General features: G+C 53.7%; 16 protein-coding genes and 1 riboswitch. Of the genes, 6 read left to right on the top strand and 10 right to left on the bottom strand.

What is annotated here, in order from left to right:
* Positions 1-35 precede the first annotated feature (35 nt).
* Complete coding sequence (locus tag DFK18_RS03560) at positions 36-458, top strand: PaaI family thioesterase (RefSeq protein ID WP_218563895.1); 423 nt, start codon at positions 36-38, stop codon at positions 456-458.
* Here DFK18_RS03560 and DFK18_RS03555 read toward each other — a convergent pair.
* Complete coding sequence (locus DFK18_RS03555; protein ID WP_114416840.1) at positions 451-1,344, bottom strand: DMT family transporter; 894 nt, start codon at positions 1,342-1,344, stop codon at positions 451-453. The two genes, DFK18_RS03560 and DFK18_RS03555, sit on opposite strands and share 8 nt — an antisense overlap.
* An 86-nt stretch (positions 1,345-1,430) precedes the next feature.
* On the opposite strand from DFK18_RS03555, the gene thiS reads away from it, so the two are divergent.
* Genes thiS through trmB form a run of 3 tightly spaced genes read left to right on the top strand, consistent with a single transcriptional unit; the run spans position 1,431 to position 3,159 of the window.
* Positions 1,431-1,631 (top strand): sulfur carrier protein ThiS, encoded by a 201-nt coding sequence (gene thiS, locus DFK18_RS03550; protein WP_114416839.1) that lies wholly within the window; start codon positions 1,431-1,433, stop codon positions 1,629-1,631.
* Between the two features lie 14 nt (positions 1,632-1,645).
* Positions 1,646-2,434: a thiazole synthase gene (locus DFK18_RS03545; RefSeq protein ID WP_114416838.1), complete on the top strand. Its 789-nt coding sequence runs from the start codon at positions 1,646-1,648 to the stop codon at positions 2,432-2,434.
* Positions 2,431-3,159: a tRNA (guanosine(46)-N7)-methyltransferase TrmB gene (trmB, locus tag DFK18_RS03540; protein WP_114416837.1), complete on the top strand. Its 729-nt coding sequence runs from the start codon at positions 2,431-2,433 to the stop codon at positions 3,157-3,159. Before DFK18_RS03545 ends, trmB begins: the two co-directional genes overlap by 4 nt.
* 39 nt (positions 3,160-3,198) lie before the next feature.
* Here the strand turns inward: trmB and DFK18_RS03535 are convergent, their stop codons facing one another.
* From DFK18_RS03535 to DFK18_RS03520, 4 genes are read right to left on the bottom strand one after another with little or no spacing between them, the layout of a single operon-like run.
* Complete coding sequence (locus DFK18_RS03535; RefSeq protein ID WP_114416836.1) at positions 3,199-3,486, bottom strand: DUF2218 domain-containing protein; 288 nt, start codon at positions 3,484-3,486, stop codon at positions 3,199-3,201.
* Between the two features lie 13 nt (positions 3,487-3,499).
* Complete coding sequence (locus tag DFK18_RS03530; RefSeq protein ID WP_114416835.1) at positions 3,500-4,285, bottom strand: ABC transporter ATP-binding protein; 786 nt, start codon at positions 4,283-4,285, stop codon at positions 3,500-3,502.
* Positions 4,282-5,349 carry a FecCD family ABC transporter permease gene (locus DFK18_RS03525; RefSeq protein ID WP_114416834.1) on the bottom strand — a complete coding sequence of 356 codons (1,068 nt, stop codon included), beginning with the start codon at positions 5,347-5,349 and terminating at the stop codon, positions 4,282-4,284. Before DFK18_RS03525 ends, DFK18_RS03530 begins: the two co-directional genes overlap by 4 nt.
* A 3-nt stretch (positions 5,350-5,352) precedes the next feature.
* Positions 5,353-6,504 (bottom strand): ABC transporter substrate-binding protein, encoded by a 1,152-nt coding sequence (locus DFK18_RS03520; protein WP_218563894.1) that lies wholly within the window; start codon positions 6,502-6,504, stop codon positions 5,353-5,355.
* A 254-nt stretch (positions 6,505-6,758) separates the two neighbouring features.
* A riboswitch (S-adenosyl-L-homocysteine riboswitch) is annotated at positions 6,759-6,837 on the top strand.
* Positions 6,838-6,909: 72 nt separating this feature from the next.
* On the opposite strand from DFK18_RS03520, the gene ahcY reads away from it, so the two are divergent.
* Both ahcY and DFK18_RS14735 read left to right on the top strand, forming a co-directional pair.
* A complete protein-coding gene (ahcY, locus tag DFK18_RS03515; protein ID WP_114416833.1) occupies positions 6,910-8,301 on the top strand; it encodes an adenosylhomocysteinase in 1,392 nt (463 codons plus the stop codon).
* A 127-nt stretch (positions 8,302-8,428) separates the two neighbouring features.
* Positions 8,429-11,161 carry a cation-transporting P-type ATPase gene (locus DFK18_RS14735; RefSeq protein ID WP_218563893.1) on the top strand — a complete coding sequence of 911 codons (2,733 nt, stop codon included), beginning with the start codon at positions 8,429-8,431 and terminating at the stop codon, positions 11,159-11,161.
* A 34-nt stretch (positions 11,162-11,195) separates the two neighbouring features.
* On the opposite strand, the gene DFK18_RS03505 is transcribed toward DFK18_RS14735, so the two are convergent.
* The 5 genes from DFK18_RS03505 to DFK18_RS03485 all read right to left on the bottom strand — a co-directional run bounded on the left by DFK18_RS03505 (position 11,196) and on the right by DFK18_RS03485 (position 15,665).
* Positions 11,196-11,564, bottom strand: a complete 369-nt coding sequence (locus tag DFK18_RS03505) for a YbaN family protein (protein ID WP_114416831.1) — start codon at positions 11,562-11,564, stop codon at positions 11,196-11,198.
* A gap of 170 nt (positions 11,565-11,734) precedes the next feature.
* Positions 11,735-13,210, bottom strand: a complete 1,476-nt coding sequence (locus tag DFK18_RS03500) for a methyl-accepting chemotaxis protein (RefSeq protein WP_114416830.1) — start codon at positions 13,208-13,210, stop codon at positions 11,735-11,737.
* Between the two features lie 3 nt (positions 13,211-13,213).
* Positions 13,214-13,732, bottom strand: a complete 519-nt coding sequence (locus tag DFK18_RS03495; protein ID WP_114416829.1) for a PAS domain-containing protein — start codon at positions 13,730-13,732, stop codon at positions 13,214-13,216.
* 200 nt (positions 13,733-13,932) lie between these two features.
* Positions 13,933-15,024 (bottom strand): nickel/cobalt transporter, encoded by a 1,092-nt coding sequence (locus DFK18_RS03490; RefSeq protein ID WP_114416828.1) that lies wholly within the window; start codon positions 15,022-15,024, stop codon positions 13,933-13,935.
* Entirely contained in the window at positions 15,021-15,665 is a 645-nt protein-coding gene (locus tag DFK18_RS03485; RefSeq protein WP_114416827.1) for a DUF1007 family protein, read from the bottom strand. The genes DFK18_RS03490 and DFK18_RS03485 overlap by 4 nt, the downstream gene beginning before the upstream one ends.
* Positions 15,666-15,775: the final 110 nt, after the last annotated feature.

Raw genomic sequence — 15,775 nt, 5'->3', positions numbered from 1 at the left:
TTCCTCAAGTTCCAACAACAAGAAGCGAGAATGCCATGAGCAGTCTGAAGATGAACCGTGAAGAAATGCTGGCTTTTCTGGCAAAGGAGTTTCCCCAATACCTGGGCGAAGTGACTGAAGTGGCCGAGGATTACAGTCTCTTGCGCCTGCCGGTGGATACCAGCCATCTGCGCCCTGGCGGGACGGTTTCCGGCCCCACCATGATGGCGCTGGCGGATGTGGCCATCTATGTCGCCTTGCTGTCCAAAATCGGACCCGTAGCCCTGGCCGTGACCACCGACTTTACCTGCCATTTTCTTAACAAGCCTCAAGCCGATCAGGCATTGATGGCCAGGGCTCGCCTGCTCAAGCAGGGCAAACGCCTGATCATCGGTGAGGTGGAACTCTACAGCGAAGGGGCAGAAGACACCCTCGTGGCCCATGTGGTCGCCAGCTATTCAGTGCCTCCGACTAAATAGGTTTCTTGCCACTGCGGTACTGCTGAATACCCAGGGCGGCAATGATCATCACCAGGCCCACCAGGGTCGCCGGGTAGATGGCTTCACCCACCAGCAGATTTAGTAGCACCAGGGAAACAAAAGGCGAGATAAAAATCAGGTTGGAAATCCTGGCTGTGCTTTCCGCGTATTGCATGGCCAGCAGCCAGAGCACAAAAGCAAAACCCATCTCGAAAAAACCCAGGTAAAGCGCCCCTACCCAGCCCTGCCAGGCCAATAGCTGAAAATCGGACCAAATCCAGGTGGCCAGGAATATCCAGGGCAGGGCCAGCAGGAAATTCAAAGTCAGCGCGACCAGGGGATCAGCCTGGTTGCGGGTGTTGATAATCCAGTAGCCGGACCAGATAAGCGTCGAGACCAGGGCCAGCGCCACACCCGTGGTATCGACAAAGTTCAGGCTAAACAGATCGCCCCGGGTGGCAATCACCGCCGCACCCAGATACCCCAGAAAAATGGCAATCCAGTCCTGCCCCCGGATTTTCTGGCCCAGAAAGGGAACAGATAACAGCGTCAGGGTAATCGCCCAGGTGTAATTGAGGGTTTGTGCCTGCTGGCCCGGTAGCAAATCATAGGCATAAAGAAGGGCCAGGTAATAAAATAGCGGATTTAACAGGCCTGAAAGCATAAAGAAACCAGGCTTGCGCTTTAACCAGTCAACCAGCAAACCCAGTTTTTGCTGATAGCCCAGCAACCCCAAAAGCAGCAGCAAAGAGCTACTGCTGGCTACCAACAGCAGCTGCAAGACTGAAAAATGAGCCAGGGTCAGTTTGAAGGCCGTTGCCACTGTCGACCAACAGGCCACCGCACCCAGCGCAAAAATTACAGCTTTCCTTTGATTTTTTTGCAAAATTTCACCTGTCTGGCTCTAGAATCCAGCGCGCAGGATAACAGGCCGACAAAAATTGGGTAGAATAGATTTCTTTGGAGGACGGCATGCAAATTACAGTCAATGGTGAACCTCAAAAGGTCGACGATCTCACCAGCGTCAGTGATCTATTACAAACTCTCAAACTGACCGGCAAGCGTCTGGCCATTGAGATCAATGAAGAAATCATTCCCAAAAGCCGCCACAGCCAGCACCAGCTTCAAGCCGGTGACCAGGTGGAAATTGTTCACGCCATAGGCGGCGGTTAATTCAAGAGGCAGGCATGACAGCAAAAGATACTTTTACAATCGGTTCGCGCGAATTCAGTTCTCGTCTACTGGTCGGAACCGGCAAATACAAGGACCTGCAGGAAACCGGAACGGCTATCGCCGCCAGTGGCGCCGAAATCGTGACCGTAGCAGTGCGTCGAACCAATATCGGCCAGAACCCGGATGAACCCAACCTGCTGGATGTTATCTCTCCGGACGACTACACCCTGCTGCCCAATACCGCAGGCTGTTTTAATGCCAAGGATGCCATACGAACCTGCATGCTCGCCCGCGAGCTGCTGGATGGACATAACCTGGTCAAGCTGGAAGTTCTGGGTGATCAGAAAACCCTCTATCCCAACATGCGCGAGACCTTTACTGCCGCCGAAAAGCTGTTGGCTGAAGGCTTTGAAGTCATGGTTTATTGCAATGATGACCCCATCGCTGCACAGGAGCTGGAAGCCATGGGCTGTGTTGCCATCATGCCTCTGGGTTCACTCATCGGTTCCGGCCTGGGTATTCTCAACCCGCACAATATCCGTTTGATCATGGAAGAGGCCAAGGTGCCTGTTCTGGTGGATGCCGGTGTGGGGACGGCCTCGGATGCAGCCATTGCCATGGAAATGGGCTGTGATGGGGTGTTGATGAATACTGCCATCGCTCATGCCCAGAACCCGGTGCTGATGGCCAGTGCCATGAAAAAAGCCATTGAAGCCGGACGCGAGGCCTATCTGGCCGGTCGCATGCCCAAGAAAGCCTATGCCAGTGCCAGTTCACCGCTGGAAGGACTGATTCATTCATGAGCAGCCAGCAAGCTAGCCAGAACAAACACGACCGGGCTGATGATGCCATTCATGACAAGAAGATCCGCAGTTTTGTCCTGCGTCAGGGCCGCATGACGGCCGCTCAGCAGCGGGGTATCGATGATTATCTGCCACGTTACGGGCTGACGCTGGATGAAGGTCGCATTGATCCGGCCCAGGTTTTTGGTCGTGAAGCGCCACTCGTGGTGGAAGTCGGTTTCGGTATGGGCAATTCCCTGCTGGAACAGCTCCAGGCCATGCCGGATCACGATTTTGTCGGTATCGAAGTGCATCTGCCGGGTGTGGGTAAATTGCTTTGCGAAGCAGGCGATCTGGATCTGGATAACCTGAGGGTCTATCGCGATGATGCGGTGGAAATCCTGAACCAGTGTTTTCCGGATAACTCCATCGACCTCTTCCAGCTTTTCTTCCCGGATCCCTGGCCCAAGAAGAAGCACCATAAACGCCGCATCGTACAGCCACCTTTCGTGGAAACCGTGCGCAAGAAGCTGAAAATTGGCGGTCGCTTTCACCTGGCCACCGATTGGGAAGCCTACGCCGAGCACATGCGTGATGTCATGAATGCAGCGCCCGGCTATGCCAACACCGCCAGCGAAGGTGATTTTGTACCCCGGCCGGAAACCCGCCCCCTCACCAAGTTTGAACAACGCGGGGAAAAGCTGGGTCATGGTGTCTGGGATCTAATCTATCGCAGGACCGAATAGACAACCGCTTAGTACTCCGGCAGGGAAGCCGGAAGCACTTTATTCACAAGGCTGCCACACCAAGGCCAACTGGTCTTCCCGAGCCATGCGCTGCAGGTGAATCTCCAAAATCTTTTTTATGCTGAGCAAATCTTCATCACTGGAAGCGGCGATTCTGAATTCCAGTCGATCCTCCTCGGCAAGGAGCTGACAAGCCCCCTGCACAAACTCGACTTTACCCGCTTGCTCATCCCACTGAGCAGGCACCTTGTGCTGAAAATGCTTGCACAGACGTTTAAGCAGGCGGCTGGACTGATTGGTTGTATAACTGGCTTCTTGCTTTAACATTCATTATTTCCTATTAAATAGCTGACATTTCAGTCAATCCATCAACAATCATGATGGGATAGCCCCTGGAACAGTTTTCCACCCGACCTTCAACGCCATAGGTTTCACGGCATATTTTTGAGGTCATAACGGTATCCGGTGCCCCCAGGGCCCGCAGTTCACCCTTAGCCAGTACCAGCATCTGATCGGCAAAGCGTAAAGCCAGATTCAAATCATGCAGGGCCACCAGAGCCAGACTGCCTTTGCGCTCAAGCAGGCGACGGGTTGCTGCCAGAACCTGGATTTGCCAACGCAAATCCAGCGCACTGGTAGGTTCGTCAAGTAGCAGCAATTCGGGTTCGCGCACCAGTAGTTGCGCCAGCCCCACCATTTGCCGCTGACCGCCGGACAATTCCTGCAGGGGTCGCAAAGCCAGATGAGTGATTTCCAACTCGTTAAAAACCGCTTCGATACGCTTTTCCAATTCGGCCAGGGGAATTGCTGTGGCCCGGCACAAACTCAGCACACTTTCGTAGGCCGTCAAGGAAGTAGGTTGCGGCAGACTCTGGGGTAGATAGGCCACGCGACTGGCGCGTTCACGAAAACTCAGTTGGGTGAGTTCTTCACCCGCCAGAGTGACCGAGCCACTGGTTTTCTCAAGACCGGCCAGCCCCTTGAGCAGCGTTGATTTACCCGCACCATTGGGTCCCACCACGGCGATGAGTTGCCCCCGGCTAAAGCCGGATAGACTCAACGACTGAATAATTCGGGCCTGCCGGTAACCCACCGAAAACTTTTCAACATCAAGAACCGAATTCATAACAGCTTCTGCCTGCGCAAGATAAGGGCCATAAACAGGGGAATACCGACCAGGGCGGTTACAATGCCCAGGGGCAGAATTACGCCGGGGATCAGTGATTTACTCAGTATCGAGGCCAGGGACATGATCAGGGCACCGGCCAGAGCACTGCCGGGAATGTAAAAACGATGATCTTCTCCCAGCAGCAGTCGGGCGATATGGGGGCCAACCAGCCCCACAAAGCCAATTTCACCGACAAAGGCAACCGCCACGGCGGTAAGCAGGCTGACACGCAGCAGCACCCCAAGACGCAAGCGTTTGATATCAATACCCAAGGATCTAGCTTGCAATTCCCCGGCGCGCAAAGCGGTCATGGCCCAAAGACTGCGAATAGAAAAGGGCAGACACAGGCCCATCAGGACCGCAATCAGGGTGATCTTGTCCCAGTTAGCCCGGGTCACGCTACCCAGTGTCCAGAAGACGATCTGCTGAACGGTATCGGCATCGGCATAGAACTGCAGCAGCGCCACCAGCGCATTCATGGTAAAGAAAAGTGCTATGCCAAAAAGCACCAGCATTTCGATGGAGGCATCAAAACGCCTTGCTACCAATTGAATCACCAGCGAGCAACCCAGGGCAAAAACAAAGGCAAACAAAGGAATCAGGGTCGTTTGCGCCAGACCGGTAAAGCCCCAGTCCAATACCAGAGCTGTCGCGGCACCCAAGGTAGCGGCTCCGGAAATACCCAGGGTAAAAGGACTGGCCAGGGGGTTGTTCAAAGCGGTCTGTATCTCTGAACCGGCCCAGCCCAAAGCTGCCCCGACCAGCAAGGCCATAACAGCGAAGGGAAGACGCATGTCCCAGAGAATGACTTTTTCACCCGGGGTCAGGCTTGCTGGCGATCCCAGGCCGATAAGCAGATCCATCAGGCCCAGATTAGAGGCACCCAGAGTCAGATCGACCAAGAAGGAGGCGATAACGGCAAGGATCAACAGCAGCAATAGCAGACGACGCCCCCGAACCGACTGGCGATAGGCTGCAGCCAGGGTTTGTTGTTCAGCAGGTGGATTCAGGCTGGCTTCCATGCATTAATCCTCCGGATCCGCATCTGTAGGATCGAGACTGATCCAGTAGGTTCCCTGGAGGTCAACAGGCTGAAATTCATCATAGAAATGAGCCAAAGTGGCTTGCGGATCCAGATGCTGCAGCTGATCCGGATAGTTCCAGCGGGCAAATACCTGAAGAGCGACCAGGTTAAAGGGAGAATTGTAAAAATGATGCCAGATTGCATGTGCCCGCCCTTCAATCACGGGCTGCAAGGCCTCAAGACGTTGCTGCGCCAGGGCCTGTTGGAAGCTAGCCTGGGCAAACTCCGGGGAAGTGCCCGCACCCAGGGCAATACTATCGGGAAAATTGGCAGACTGCTCCGAGCCGATGGCTGTTGCGATATAGACTTGAGGTGGCTGACTGAGCAGGAGTTCCGGGCTGATTACCCCGGAAACACCGGGCAGCAAAGGCTTGGCCAGGTTTTGGCCTCCAGATGCCTCGATGAAGTTCCCCAGCATGCCATGAGCCATGGTTTCGCAACACTGCTCGGACAGGCCGACACGGCTATGAATAAAAACCTGCGGGGCTGAAGTGCCTATCTCATCCAGGGAGCTTTGCAACTGATTGAACTGGGACTGGTAGAAATCAATAAAAGCAGCGGCTTTTTCCTGGCGGTTCAAGATCTCACCCAGCAGCTCGATGCTGGGCAGGGTATTTTCCAAAGGAGCCTTGCGAAAATCGATAAAAACGACCGGAATACCTGCAGCTTCCAGGCGTTCCACCAACTGTTGATTGGCCAGAGAAGGGCCATGTCCCTGGAGAGCAAAGATGGCCAGATCCGGCTGCAAACTGATGGCTTTTTCCAGATCAAAACTGTCGGCACTGGCTACACCGACTCGCGGCAGGTCATCCACTTGTGGAAAATGCTGGCGATACTGGGCATAGCTGGGGGCATCAAAACGCTCAAAATCACCCAAGGTTGCAGCGACAGGAGCCACCGGATCCTCCAGCAGAATTCCCAAAGCAGGTATAAAACGGCCTTCACCAAGGAGAAGCCGGTTTACCTGATCGGGAAGAGTAACGCTGCGCCCGGCCACATCAACCAGCTCACGCTCAGCCACAACCTGAGCCGGAAGAAATCCGTATAAACCCGTCACCAGGCATAAACCAACTGCCAGCTTCTTCAACATCATTTTTGCACTCCTTCGAGGCGCCTTAGATCCGACCGGGGTGGTGAAGACTGCCTAAAAGCAACCCTCAGTCAGAGCAGCTGCTTAACCCTATCATTGAAAATGCTTCTCACTTTAAATTAACTAGCAAAAATTCGCAAATGCTAATCATTACTATCTTTGGGTCGAAAGGTCACCAATAAAGAGCACTCGAGGATGAGAAAAAACCCGAGGAGGGCTATAATATTCGCGGGCAGCTTTTACTGCCCTCCCTTCCCTGTTTTGAGGGGCGCTGCAGCAGCTTTTTCGTCTGTCAGGCTCAAAGCAGGAAACAGCATTCAACGGCGCCCGTTCAACTTTAAATACCCAGCTCGACTGCCTACTGCAGGCGGTAGCGGGTTTTTAGCCATTAGTTAAACGGAGTGTCAGATGACAAGTTTTAATGATTACAAGGTTGCCGATATTCAACTGGCCGACTGGGGCCGCAAGGAACTGCATATTGCGGAAATGGAAATGCCCGCTCTCATGGCCATTCGCAACAAGTACCGCAGCCAACAACCGCTCAAGGGTGCTCGCATTGCCGGTTGTATTCACATGACCATCCAGACCGGGGTCCTGATTGAAACCCTGGTCGATCTGGGGGCCGAGGTCCGCTGGTCTTCCTGCAATATCTTCTCTACCCAGGATCATGCTGCAGCCGCCATTGCCGCTGCTGGTATCCCCGTTTTTGCCTGGAAGGGTGAAACCGAAGAAGAGTATATCTGGTGCATTAAGCAGACCATTGAAGGCAAGGAAGGCTGGGTGCCCAACATGGTGCTGGATGATGGCGGCGATCTGACCGAAATTCTGCACAAGGAATACCCTGAAATGCTGGAAGGCATTCACGGTATTTCCGAAGAAACCACCACCGGCGTTCACCGTCTGCTGGAAATGCTGGAAGCCGGAACCCTCAAGGTGCCCGCCATTAATGTTAATGATGCTGTGACCAAATCCAAGAACGACAACAAGTACGGCTGCCGCCACAGTTTGAACGATGCCATCAAGCGGGCCACTGACCACCTGCTGTCCGGTAAGCAGGCACTGGTGATCGGCTATGGTGATGTGGGCAAGGGCTCGGCGGCTTCCCTGCGTCAGGAAGGCATGATCGTACGCGTAACCGAAGCCGATCCCATCTGCGCCATGCAGGCCTGCATGGATGGCTATGAAGTGGTTTCCCCTTACCTCAACGGCAAGAACACGGGCCGCGATGATGGTGTGGACAAAACACTGCTGGGCCGTATCGACCTGCTGGTCACCACCACGGGTAACGTCAATGTTTGCGACGCACCCATGATGAAGGCCCTGAAAAAAGGTGCTGTGGTATGTAATATCGGTCACTTTGATAATGAAATCGATACCGCCTTTATGCGTGAAAACTGGGGCTGGCAGGAAATCAAACCCCAGGTTCACAAGGTTTTCCGCGATGGCAAACCCGGTCAGTTCGAGGAAGCCAGTGATGACTACCTGATTCTTCTCTCCGAAGGTCGCCTGGTTAACCTGGGCAACGCCACCGGTCACCCTAGCCGGATTATGGATGGTTCCTTTGCCAACCAGGTACTGGCCCAGATTCACCTGTTCAAGGTCGCCTTTGCTGACCTGCCCGCTGACCAGAAAGCCAGCCAGGTGACGGTCAGTGTGCTGCCCAAGCAGCTGGATGAAGAAGTCGCCCGCTACATGGTTCAGGGCTTTGGTGGCGTGGTAACCCAGCTGACCGAAGAACAGGCCAACTACCTGGGTGTACCTCAGGAAGGCCCCTTCAAAACAGATGCCTACCGCTACTAATTTCGGTCTAGGCTAACCCGCCCGCCAGAAGCTGTTTCTGGCGGGCTTTTTTATGCCCAAATTTAACTTTATCCCCACTAACACTGTGATAGGATTAGCTTTGTGCAGCCGCGAAAGGAGGATAGCCGTGAAAGATTTACCCAAAGATCTCTGGCATCATTTGGCCGAAGAGGATGTATTCCAGGCATTAAAAAGCCACCATCACGATGGTCTGACCGAGGCCGAGGTCGAAGAAAGACTCAGACTCTTTGGTGAAAACAGCATCACGGCCCAAAAACCCGTTTCTCCCTTAAAGCGCTTTCTGCTGCAATTCCATAATCCTCTGATTTATATCCTGCTGGCCGCCGCCCTGGTCACCTTTTTCCTGAAAGAATATGTCGATTCCGGAGTCATCTTCGGCGTGGTGATGATTAATGCCATCATCGGCTATATGCAGGAATCCAAGGCAGAAGAGGCCATCAACTCCCTGAAAAAGATGATGTCGGCTACGGCCACGGTCATCCGCGACTGTAAAAAACAGGCAGTGCCTGCAACCCAGCTGGTTCCCGGTGATATCGTCCTGCTTGCCTCGGGGGACAAGGTGCCTGCCGATATGCGCCTGTTCAACAACCGTGATCTGCAAATCGATGAGTCCGCCCTGACCGGGGAATCGGTTGCGGTACAAAAGGAAAGAGCCGAACTGGAAAAAGACACCGTCCTGGCTGACCGGGTCAACATGGCTTTTGCCGGCACCCTGGTGACCTATGGCTCGGGTATGGGGGTTGTCAGCGGTACCGGCGATGATACCGAAACCGGCAAGATTGCCCATATGATTTCCGAAGCGGTCAGCCTGGAAACCCCGCTGACCCAGAAAATCCAGGCATTCAGTAAAATCCTTCTTTACGTGATTCTGACCCTGGCCGCGATTACTTTTGGCGTGGGTCTGCTGCACGGCCAGGATTGGGTGGAAACCTTTATGGCTGCCGTGGCCTTGGCTGTTGCGGCCATTCCCGAAGGGCTGCCTGCGGTAGTCACCATTACCCTGGCCATCGGGGTCAGACGCATGGCCTTGCGTAATGCCATCGTGCGCAAACTGCCCGCTGTGGAAACCCTGGGTTCCACCACGATTATCTGTTCGGATAAAACCGGCACCCTGACTGAAAACCAGATGACCGTGCAGAAAATCTTTGCCGGCAGCCAGGAATATGATCTCAGCGGCAGCGGCTATTACCCGGAAGGTCAGGTTCAGGAAACTGGCGGTCAACCGCTGGAACAACTTCCGCAAGGCTTGCACGCCTGCCTTCTGGCCGGTCTGATCAACAATGACTCGGAACTGATCGAAGAAGAAGGCCAGTGGAAGGTACAGGGTGACCCAACCGAAGGGGCCTTGATTACCTCGGCCCTGAAGGCTGGACTGGATAAGGAGACGCTACTGAAAAAGCACGAGCGCCTGGATGTCATCCCCTTCGAATCCGACCGCCAGTATATGGCCACCCTGCATGCCTATGATGACGACACCAACCTGATCCTGCTCAAAGGCTCGCTGGAGCGCACCCTGATTCGCTGTAAGGATGCCCTGGGCAAAGAGGGGCAGCTGGAAGCCCTGGATCACGACCACATCACTCAAATGGCAGAAAAATTTGCTGCCATGGGGCTGAGGGTTCTTTGTATCGCCCAGCAGCGGGTTCCGCGAGAAGAAAATACCTTTGATCGTTTCCTGGAAACCGAAGCGGAACAACAGCTGACTTTCGTTGGCCTTCAGGCCATGATCGATCCGCCCCGTCAGGAAGCCATTAGAGCGGTCAACACCTGCCAGAAAGCCGGTATCTCCGTGAAGATGATTACCGGTGACCATGCGCTGACAGCCCGCGCCATTGCTCAGCAGATCGGCATCAACAATCCCGATCCGGATGCCGAGGAACACCGGGTACTCACCGGACGTGAACTGGCAGAAATGAGTGATCACGAACTGCTCAAGGAAATCGAGCGGGTTGCCGTCTTTGCCCGGGTCGCTCCCGAGCAGAAGCTTAAACTGGTGACCGCCTTGCAGGCCAAAAAACATGTAGTGGCCATGACCGGTGATGGCGTCAATGATGCCCCAGCCTTGAAGAAAGCCGATATCGGGGTCGCCATGGGGGTTGCCGGCACCGAGGTATCCAAGGAAGCAGCCGACATGGTGCTAACCGATGATAACTTTGCCACCATTGAAGGGGCGGTCGAGGAAGGCCGTAATGTCTTTGATAACCTGGTCAAGTTCATCACCTGGATACTGCCCACCAACCTGGGGCAAGGCATGGTGATCATGGTGGCCATCCTGATAGGAACAACGCTGCCGGTGCTTCCGGTTCAGGCGCTTTGGCTAAATATGACCACGGCGGTTTTCCTGGGCTTGATGCTGGCCTTTGAACCCAAAGAGCCGGGCATCATGAAACGGCGCCCAAGAGAGCCGGATTCCTCCATTCTTAATCCGGAAATGATCGGGCGTATTTTCTCGGTCAGTACCCTCTTGTTGATTGGTGCTTTTGGCCTCTTCAAATGGGCCCTGATTCAGGGGGAAACCGAAGAGGTAGCAAGAACCCTGGCTGTCACCCTGTTTGTGGTGGTGCAGAGTGTCTTCCTGTTTAACTGTCGCTCTCTGACCGTCAGCCTTTTCCATACGCCCATGTTCTCCAATCTGTGGATCTGGGCCGGGGTGGCTGCCATGCTGCTGGCCCAAATGGCCTTTATCTACACCCCCTTGATGAACCTGCTGTTCCAGAGTGCACCGCTCACCCTGCAGCATTGGGGCCTGATGCTGGCCTATGGTGCCGTGGTATTAGTACTGGTGGAAATTGAAAAGGGAATCTGGCGGGCCAAAAAGCCCAAGGATGCCAATCCCTAGTTCACTGGAATTAATAAGGCCGCCTCAAGGCGGCCTATTTGATTCGGGTGGCTGTCGGGCGGGATAACAGAAAACCACCTATGGCCAATAGCAGCAGGGTTGCTGCCAACCTGATCCACAGGGCATCCTGGGTCGACCACACAAAAACACCACTAATCAGCAGCAACACCAGGGTTACTTTTTTGACCGAAGCGGGGATGGCTTTTTCCTCTTCCCAGGCGAGAAGAATAGGACGGAAATAACGGTTCTCCCAGAGCCAGCGATGGAAGCGGGGAGATCCACGATTGGCAAACCAGGCGGCCAACAACAGAAAAGGAGTTGCCGGAACCAGAGGAAGCAGCAGCGCCAGGATGACCAGGACCATACAAAGACCCGCCATCATTAAATAAAACCAGCGCAGCATTTTCTCTCCCGCAATTGATCAGCCAGCAAGGGCTGAATTCTAGCTATTTACTCAAGTCCCCACCAGCAAAAACAGCCCTGCTTGCAGGCAAGGCTGTTATTCACTGGTACAGGTATTCAAAGGAGATTTAAGAGCCCCTGATTAACCGGGTAAGTGCTGGAACGGACGAGTTAATCAGGGATTTCCTTGTATTGGTTTTTTTCCATCACCAGTTGATCCAGCGCCTGCATCAGCCGTTGACTGGCTGCCTCGGCTTCCTGCATGGCCGCCACGATTTCCTTGCGCTGCGCAGTACTTTCCTGTTGGTATAACTCCAGAGCCCGGTGCAGGCCGTCAAACACCGCCTGCTGTTGCTCTTCAATGCTGGCAAAGCCGGAGTAGCGACCCAGATCGGCATCGCGGGTCTTGTCGATCCAGCGACTCAGGCGATCCTGGGAGAGACCGTCAAAGGAGCCTTCACCGGCTTCGGCACTGAGGCCCAGATACCCCTGCTGCTTACTGATAATGTGATCTACTTTTAGCAGGGAAGCAAAACTCTGATCCTTTATCAGGGCGACCTGCTCCAGGGTGGTTTCCGCATCCTCAGCGACCTCGGCAAAACGCTCCTGAAAGCCTTCTACCTCCCGAGAGATATGCTCGGAAAGCTCGCGACTTTCTCTGGCACCTTCCAGGGAAGTCCCCACCTGCTCACTGAAATCCCGCAGAATCTGGCTGACGCTCTGGGCCGCCTCCTTGGTTTTATGTGAAAGCTGTTTGACTTCATCAGCGACGACAGCAAAACCCCGACCCTGTTCCCCGGCGCGTGCCGCTTCGATGGAAGCATTCAAGGCCAGCAAACCTGTCTGGTCAGAAATATCAGTGATGGCTTCCAGTGCATCCGAGACAGCACCACTTTGCTGATTCAGTTCTTCAACCGTGGCACTGACTGCTGTCACACTCTGGGTGATTTTCTGCAACAAACCGCCCAGTTCCTGAGCACTTTTCTGACTAATACGTGCATTACCGGCATTTTTCTCCGAACTTTCGGTAATTCGGGAAATGGACTCACTGATGGTTTTCAAATCCTGCTGGGTCAGTTCCAGGTTATCCCTCAGGTTTTCGGTATTCAGTTCGTGCAGCTGGGAGGAGAGCCGGTTTTGCTCGGTAAAGACCTTATTGGCCTGCATGGCATCGATTGACTCATTAATGCTATCCAAAGAGCGTGAAAACTCACCGGGCATGCCCTTGGACAGGGTCTGGCGCGAGAAATCACCACGCGAAACCGCACCAAAGGCTGCATTCACTTCCTTGAAGTAGCTTTCAATCAAGTCCAGAAAATCATTCAGATCCCAGCTGACTTCACCGATTTCCCCCAGGCCTTCGGTATGGGTGATCCGGTGATGCATTTCCCCGACCCGAGCCTTGCGTAGGGCATCGTCAATCAGAGATAGCGTGATTAATGGCTTGCGTGAATAATTCCAGGCATAAAAGGTAAAACCCAAGGCCAGGATCGAAGGCAGCCAAACCCAGACCCAATGGTTGGTAAAGTGCACGACCAGAGCCGTTGCCACCGTTAAAAGGTTAAAAATCACACAGGCAATCAAGAACTTGCTACTGAGAAAAGGTGAACCCTTGGAGCGGTGATGATCCAGATGAACCTTGTACATAATCTACTCCGGTAACTCTTCCAGCTGATTCACCAGATCCTTGTAGGAACACCCCTGCTGCCGAACCTGCTCGAGCAACCACTGCATTGAAGCCTCGGGTGCCCGGCTAGCTGTTTCCTGAGCTTCTATCGCCCGCATCTGCCGATACCAGTCACTGACCTGGGCTACAGCAGCAAAATTGGGCCGACGACGCACGGAAAAATAGCCCGCCAGAGTGGATTCATAGGTGTAATCAGGGGTGATATTGGCAAAAACCCAATAGTAGCCGCCTGTAGCCGTGCGGTTTTTTACATAGCCGAAGAACTCTTCATCTTCCTGCAGGGTTTTCCACAAAAAACGAAAGACGCCTCGAGGCATGTCTTCGTGACGGATAAGATTATGGGGTTTGCCCAGAAGTTCAGGCTCTGAATAACCAGCAATTTCCATAAATCGCCGGTTGGCGTAGGTTATTTTTCCTTTGGGATCTGTCTTGCTGACAATCAGGTCATCACTATCCAACCTGATTTCCTCTGGGTGTTTCATGGGGGGGAGGCTCCTACCTATATCTATTTGGCATCAAATGATTTTAGTCTTATCCCTGCCCGGTTGCGTCGCAAATCCCCCACAAAAACCTAACCCATGTCAATTAACCTGCAATTAATGGCAAAACTGTGTTGTGATGGCAATTATCCACAGGAGGCCACAGCTTTTATCCCCCTCCCTCCACAAACTTATCCACAACCCTAGACTACACCCAGGGGATGTTCACTACCCGTGGCCAGCAGGAGACTCAAACCCAAAAGGAAAATCAAGAGGCCCCCCAGCCCCCCCAGGGCTCCCGTAAACCAACGCCAGGCGAAATGTTTTTCTCCCAGCAGGCGCAAAGCCAATTGCCTGGCCTTGACTGCAAGAAGCGCAAGCGTCATTACTGTGATCGAGGTCCCCAAGGCCATGGCAAAAACAGCCAGGACACCGGTCCACCAGAGTCCCAGTAGATTGGCCACCACCAGAACCAAGACCCCTCCCGAGCAGGGCCTCAGGCCGATGGAAAGCAGAAGACCTGCTGTTTTCAGGCCTTTTTTATCATCCAGATCATCAGGGTTAAGATGATGAGCCCGGCCACAATGCGAGCAAACCGTCTGTTGAGATAAAACCTCAGAGGAGTTCAGGGGGTTCAGGTAGTTGCTAGCAACTCCAGGTTGAAGCGGTTGCCACTGACTGCTTTGCAGGTCAGGTGTCTGTCTTGCCCGATAATCTTGCAGCAAGCGCTTTGCTGCGGACAACAACAGCCCTAGGCCCAGCAAAGCAATCAGAAGATAGCTGGCTTTTTCCAGATAGGGAACACTGGCATAGGCCTGACGGGCCAACCAGCCAAAGATATGCACCAGGACCCAAACGAGCAGAATAGCGGTCACGGCCTGTAGCTGGGCAGCAATAAAAGACAACCAGAGACCTCGCCCCAGGCGTTCCGGCTGACTGGTCAGATAGGCCGTCAAAACAGCCTTGCCATGCCCCGGCCCTGCAGCATGAAAGATACCGTAAAGAAAACTGAGGAGAAGAAGTCCCCAGGCAGTGGTTTCCGCCTTGCCCTGGCTCAAGGCCTGCAGGTGTTCGGATAGCTGGCGGTGCAGCTGATTCTGTTGTTGCTGAATCCAAAAAGTCAGCTTTTGCCAGGAGGAAGCTGAGCCACTGCGATCCGGCTCAGTAGTGGCTATTTCATCACCCGTGTCGGATTCAGACGTTGGCAGACCGGGCAAAGCAGCCTCAGCGCCTAGCGGCTCAACAAGAGCCAGCACGACCAGCAGGCCGCAAACAAAAGAGAGTAATCTTCTCATACGGAAGGACAGTTAAGAGTCACGGTTTCTGCAAAATAACGGCCCAATTGAGGGTCTTCTGGCGTTTCGTCCTTATCCAGTGCCAGGGCCTCCTCCAGGACTTCATCACTAGGCTGTGCCTGGTGCAGATCCAGCTCACAGCTTTCCGGTAGCTGGCTGGTATCGATACCTTCCTCCTGGCGGTGCAACATTTCAATATAGTAGGAAGGATCATAGATCTGATAATTCAGTTCCTGTCCCTGGAGGGCGACGGGTTCTGCCAAAGGCAGGATAAAACTGAATTCAATGCGCTGGTGGATCTCCATCAGGTTGTAATCCTTGACCTGAGCAAAGTCCAGTGAACGTCCCTCCAGCTGTACCTGGGTATAGAAAGAAAACTGCCTGAGGTTGGTAACGATGTCCTGAATCAGATCATCAAGACGCTGCTGGAATTCGGCCTCACTTCCTCCGGCTTCCAGTTCTTCAATCAGCAGGAGGCTGTAAAAGGGATCAAACCGCCAAGCCTGCCTGAGTGCAACCAGCTCCCCCTCATTATTGACCAGGGGCGCTACGCGCATATCAATCCAGACATGGGGGTGAGCTTGAAGACTTGATCCCCAAAGGAGGCTTGAAACCAGAAGAAGCCAGCCGCTTATTTTCATGCTTGATGACCTGAGCTTGGATAATCGGAAAAGTGAGAAATTCACTCCATCAGGGAAGGCTGGTTGAGACGGGCACAGCGCCAGCGGCTTCCCCAATTACAGCGTTTTCT

Origin of the sequence: Marinospirillum perlucidum (assembly GCF_003336805.1) — a bacterium.
In the GTDB taxonomy this organism is placed as follows: domain Bacteria; phylum Pseudomonadota; class Gammaproteobacteria; order Pseudomonadales; family Halomonadaceae; genus Marinospirillum; species Marinospirillum perlucidum.
This window is presented reverse-complemented; position numbering and strand designations above follow the sequence as displayed.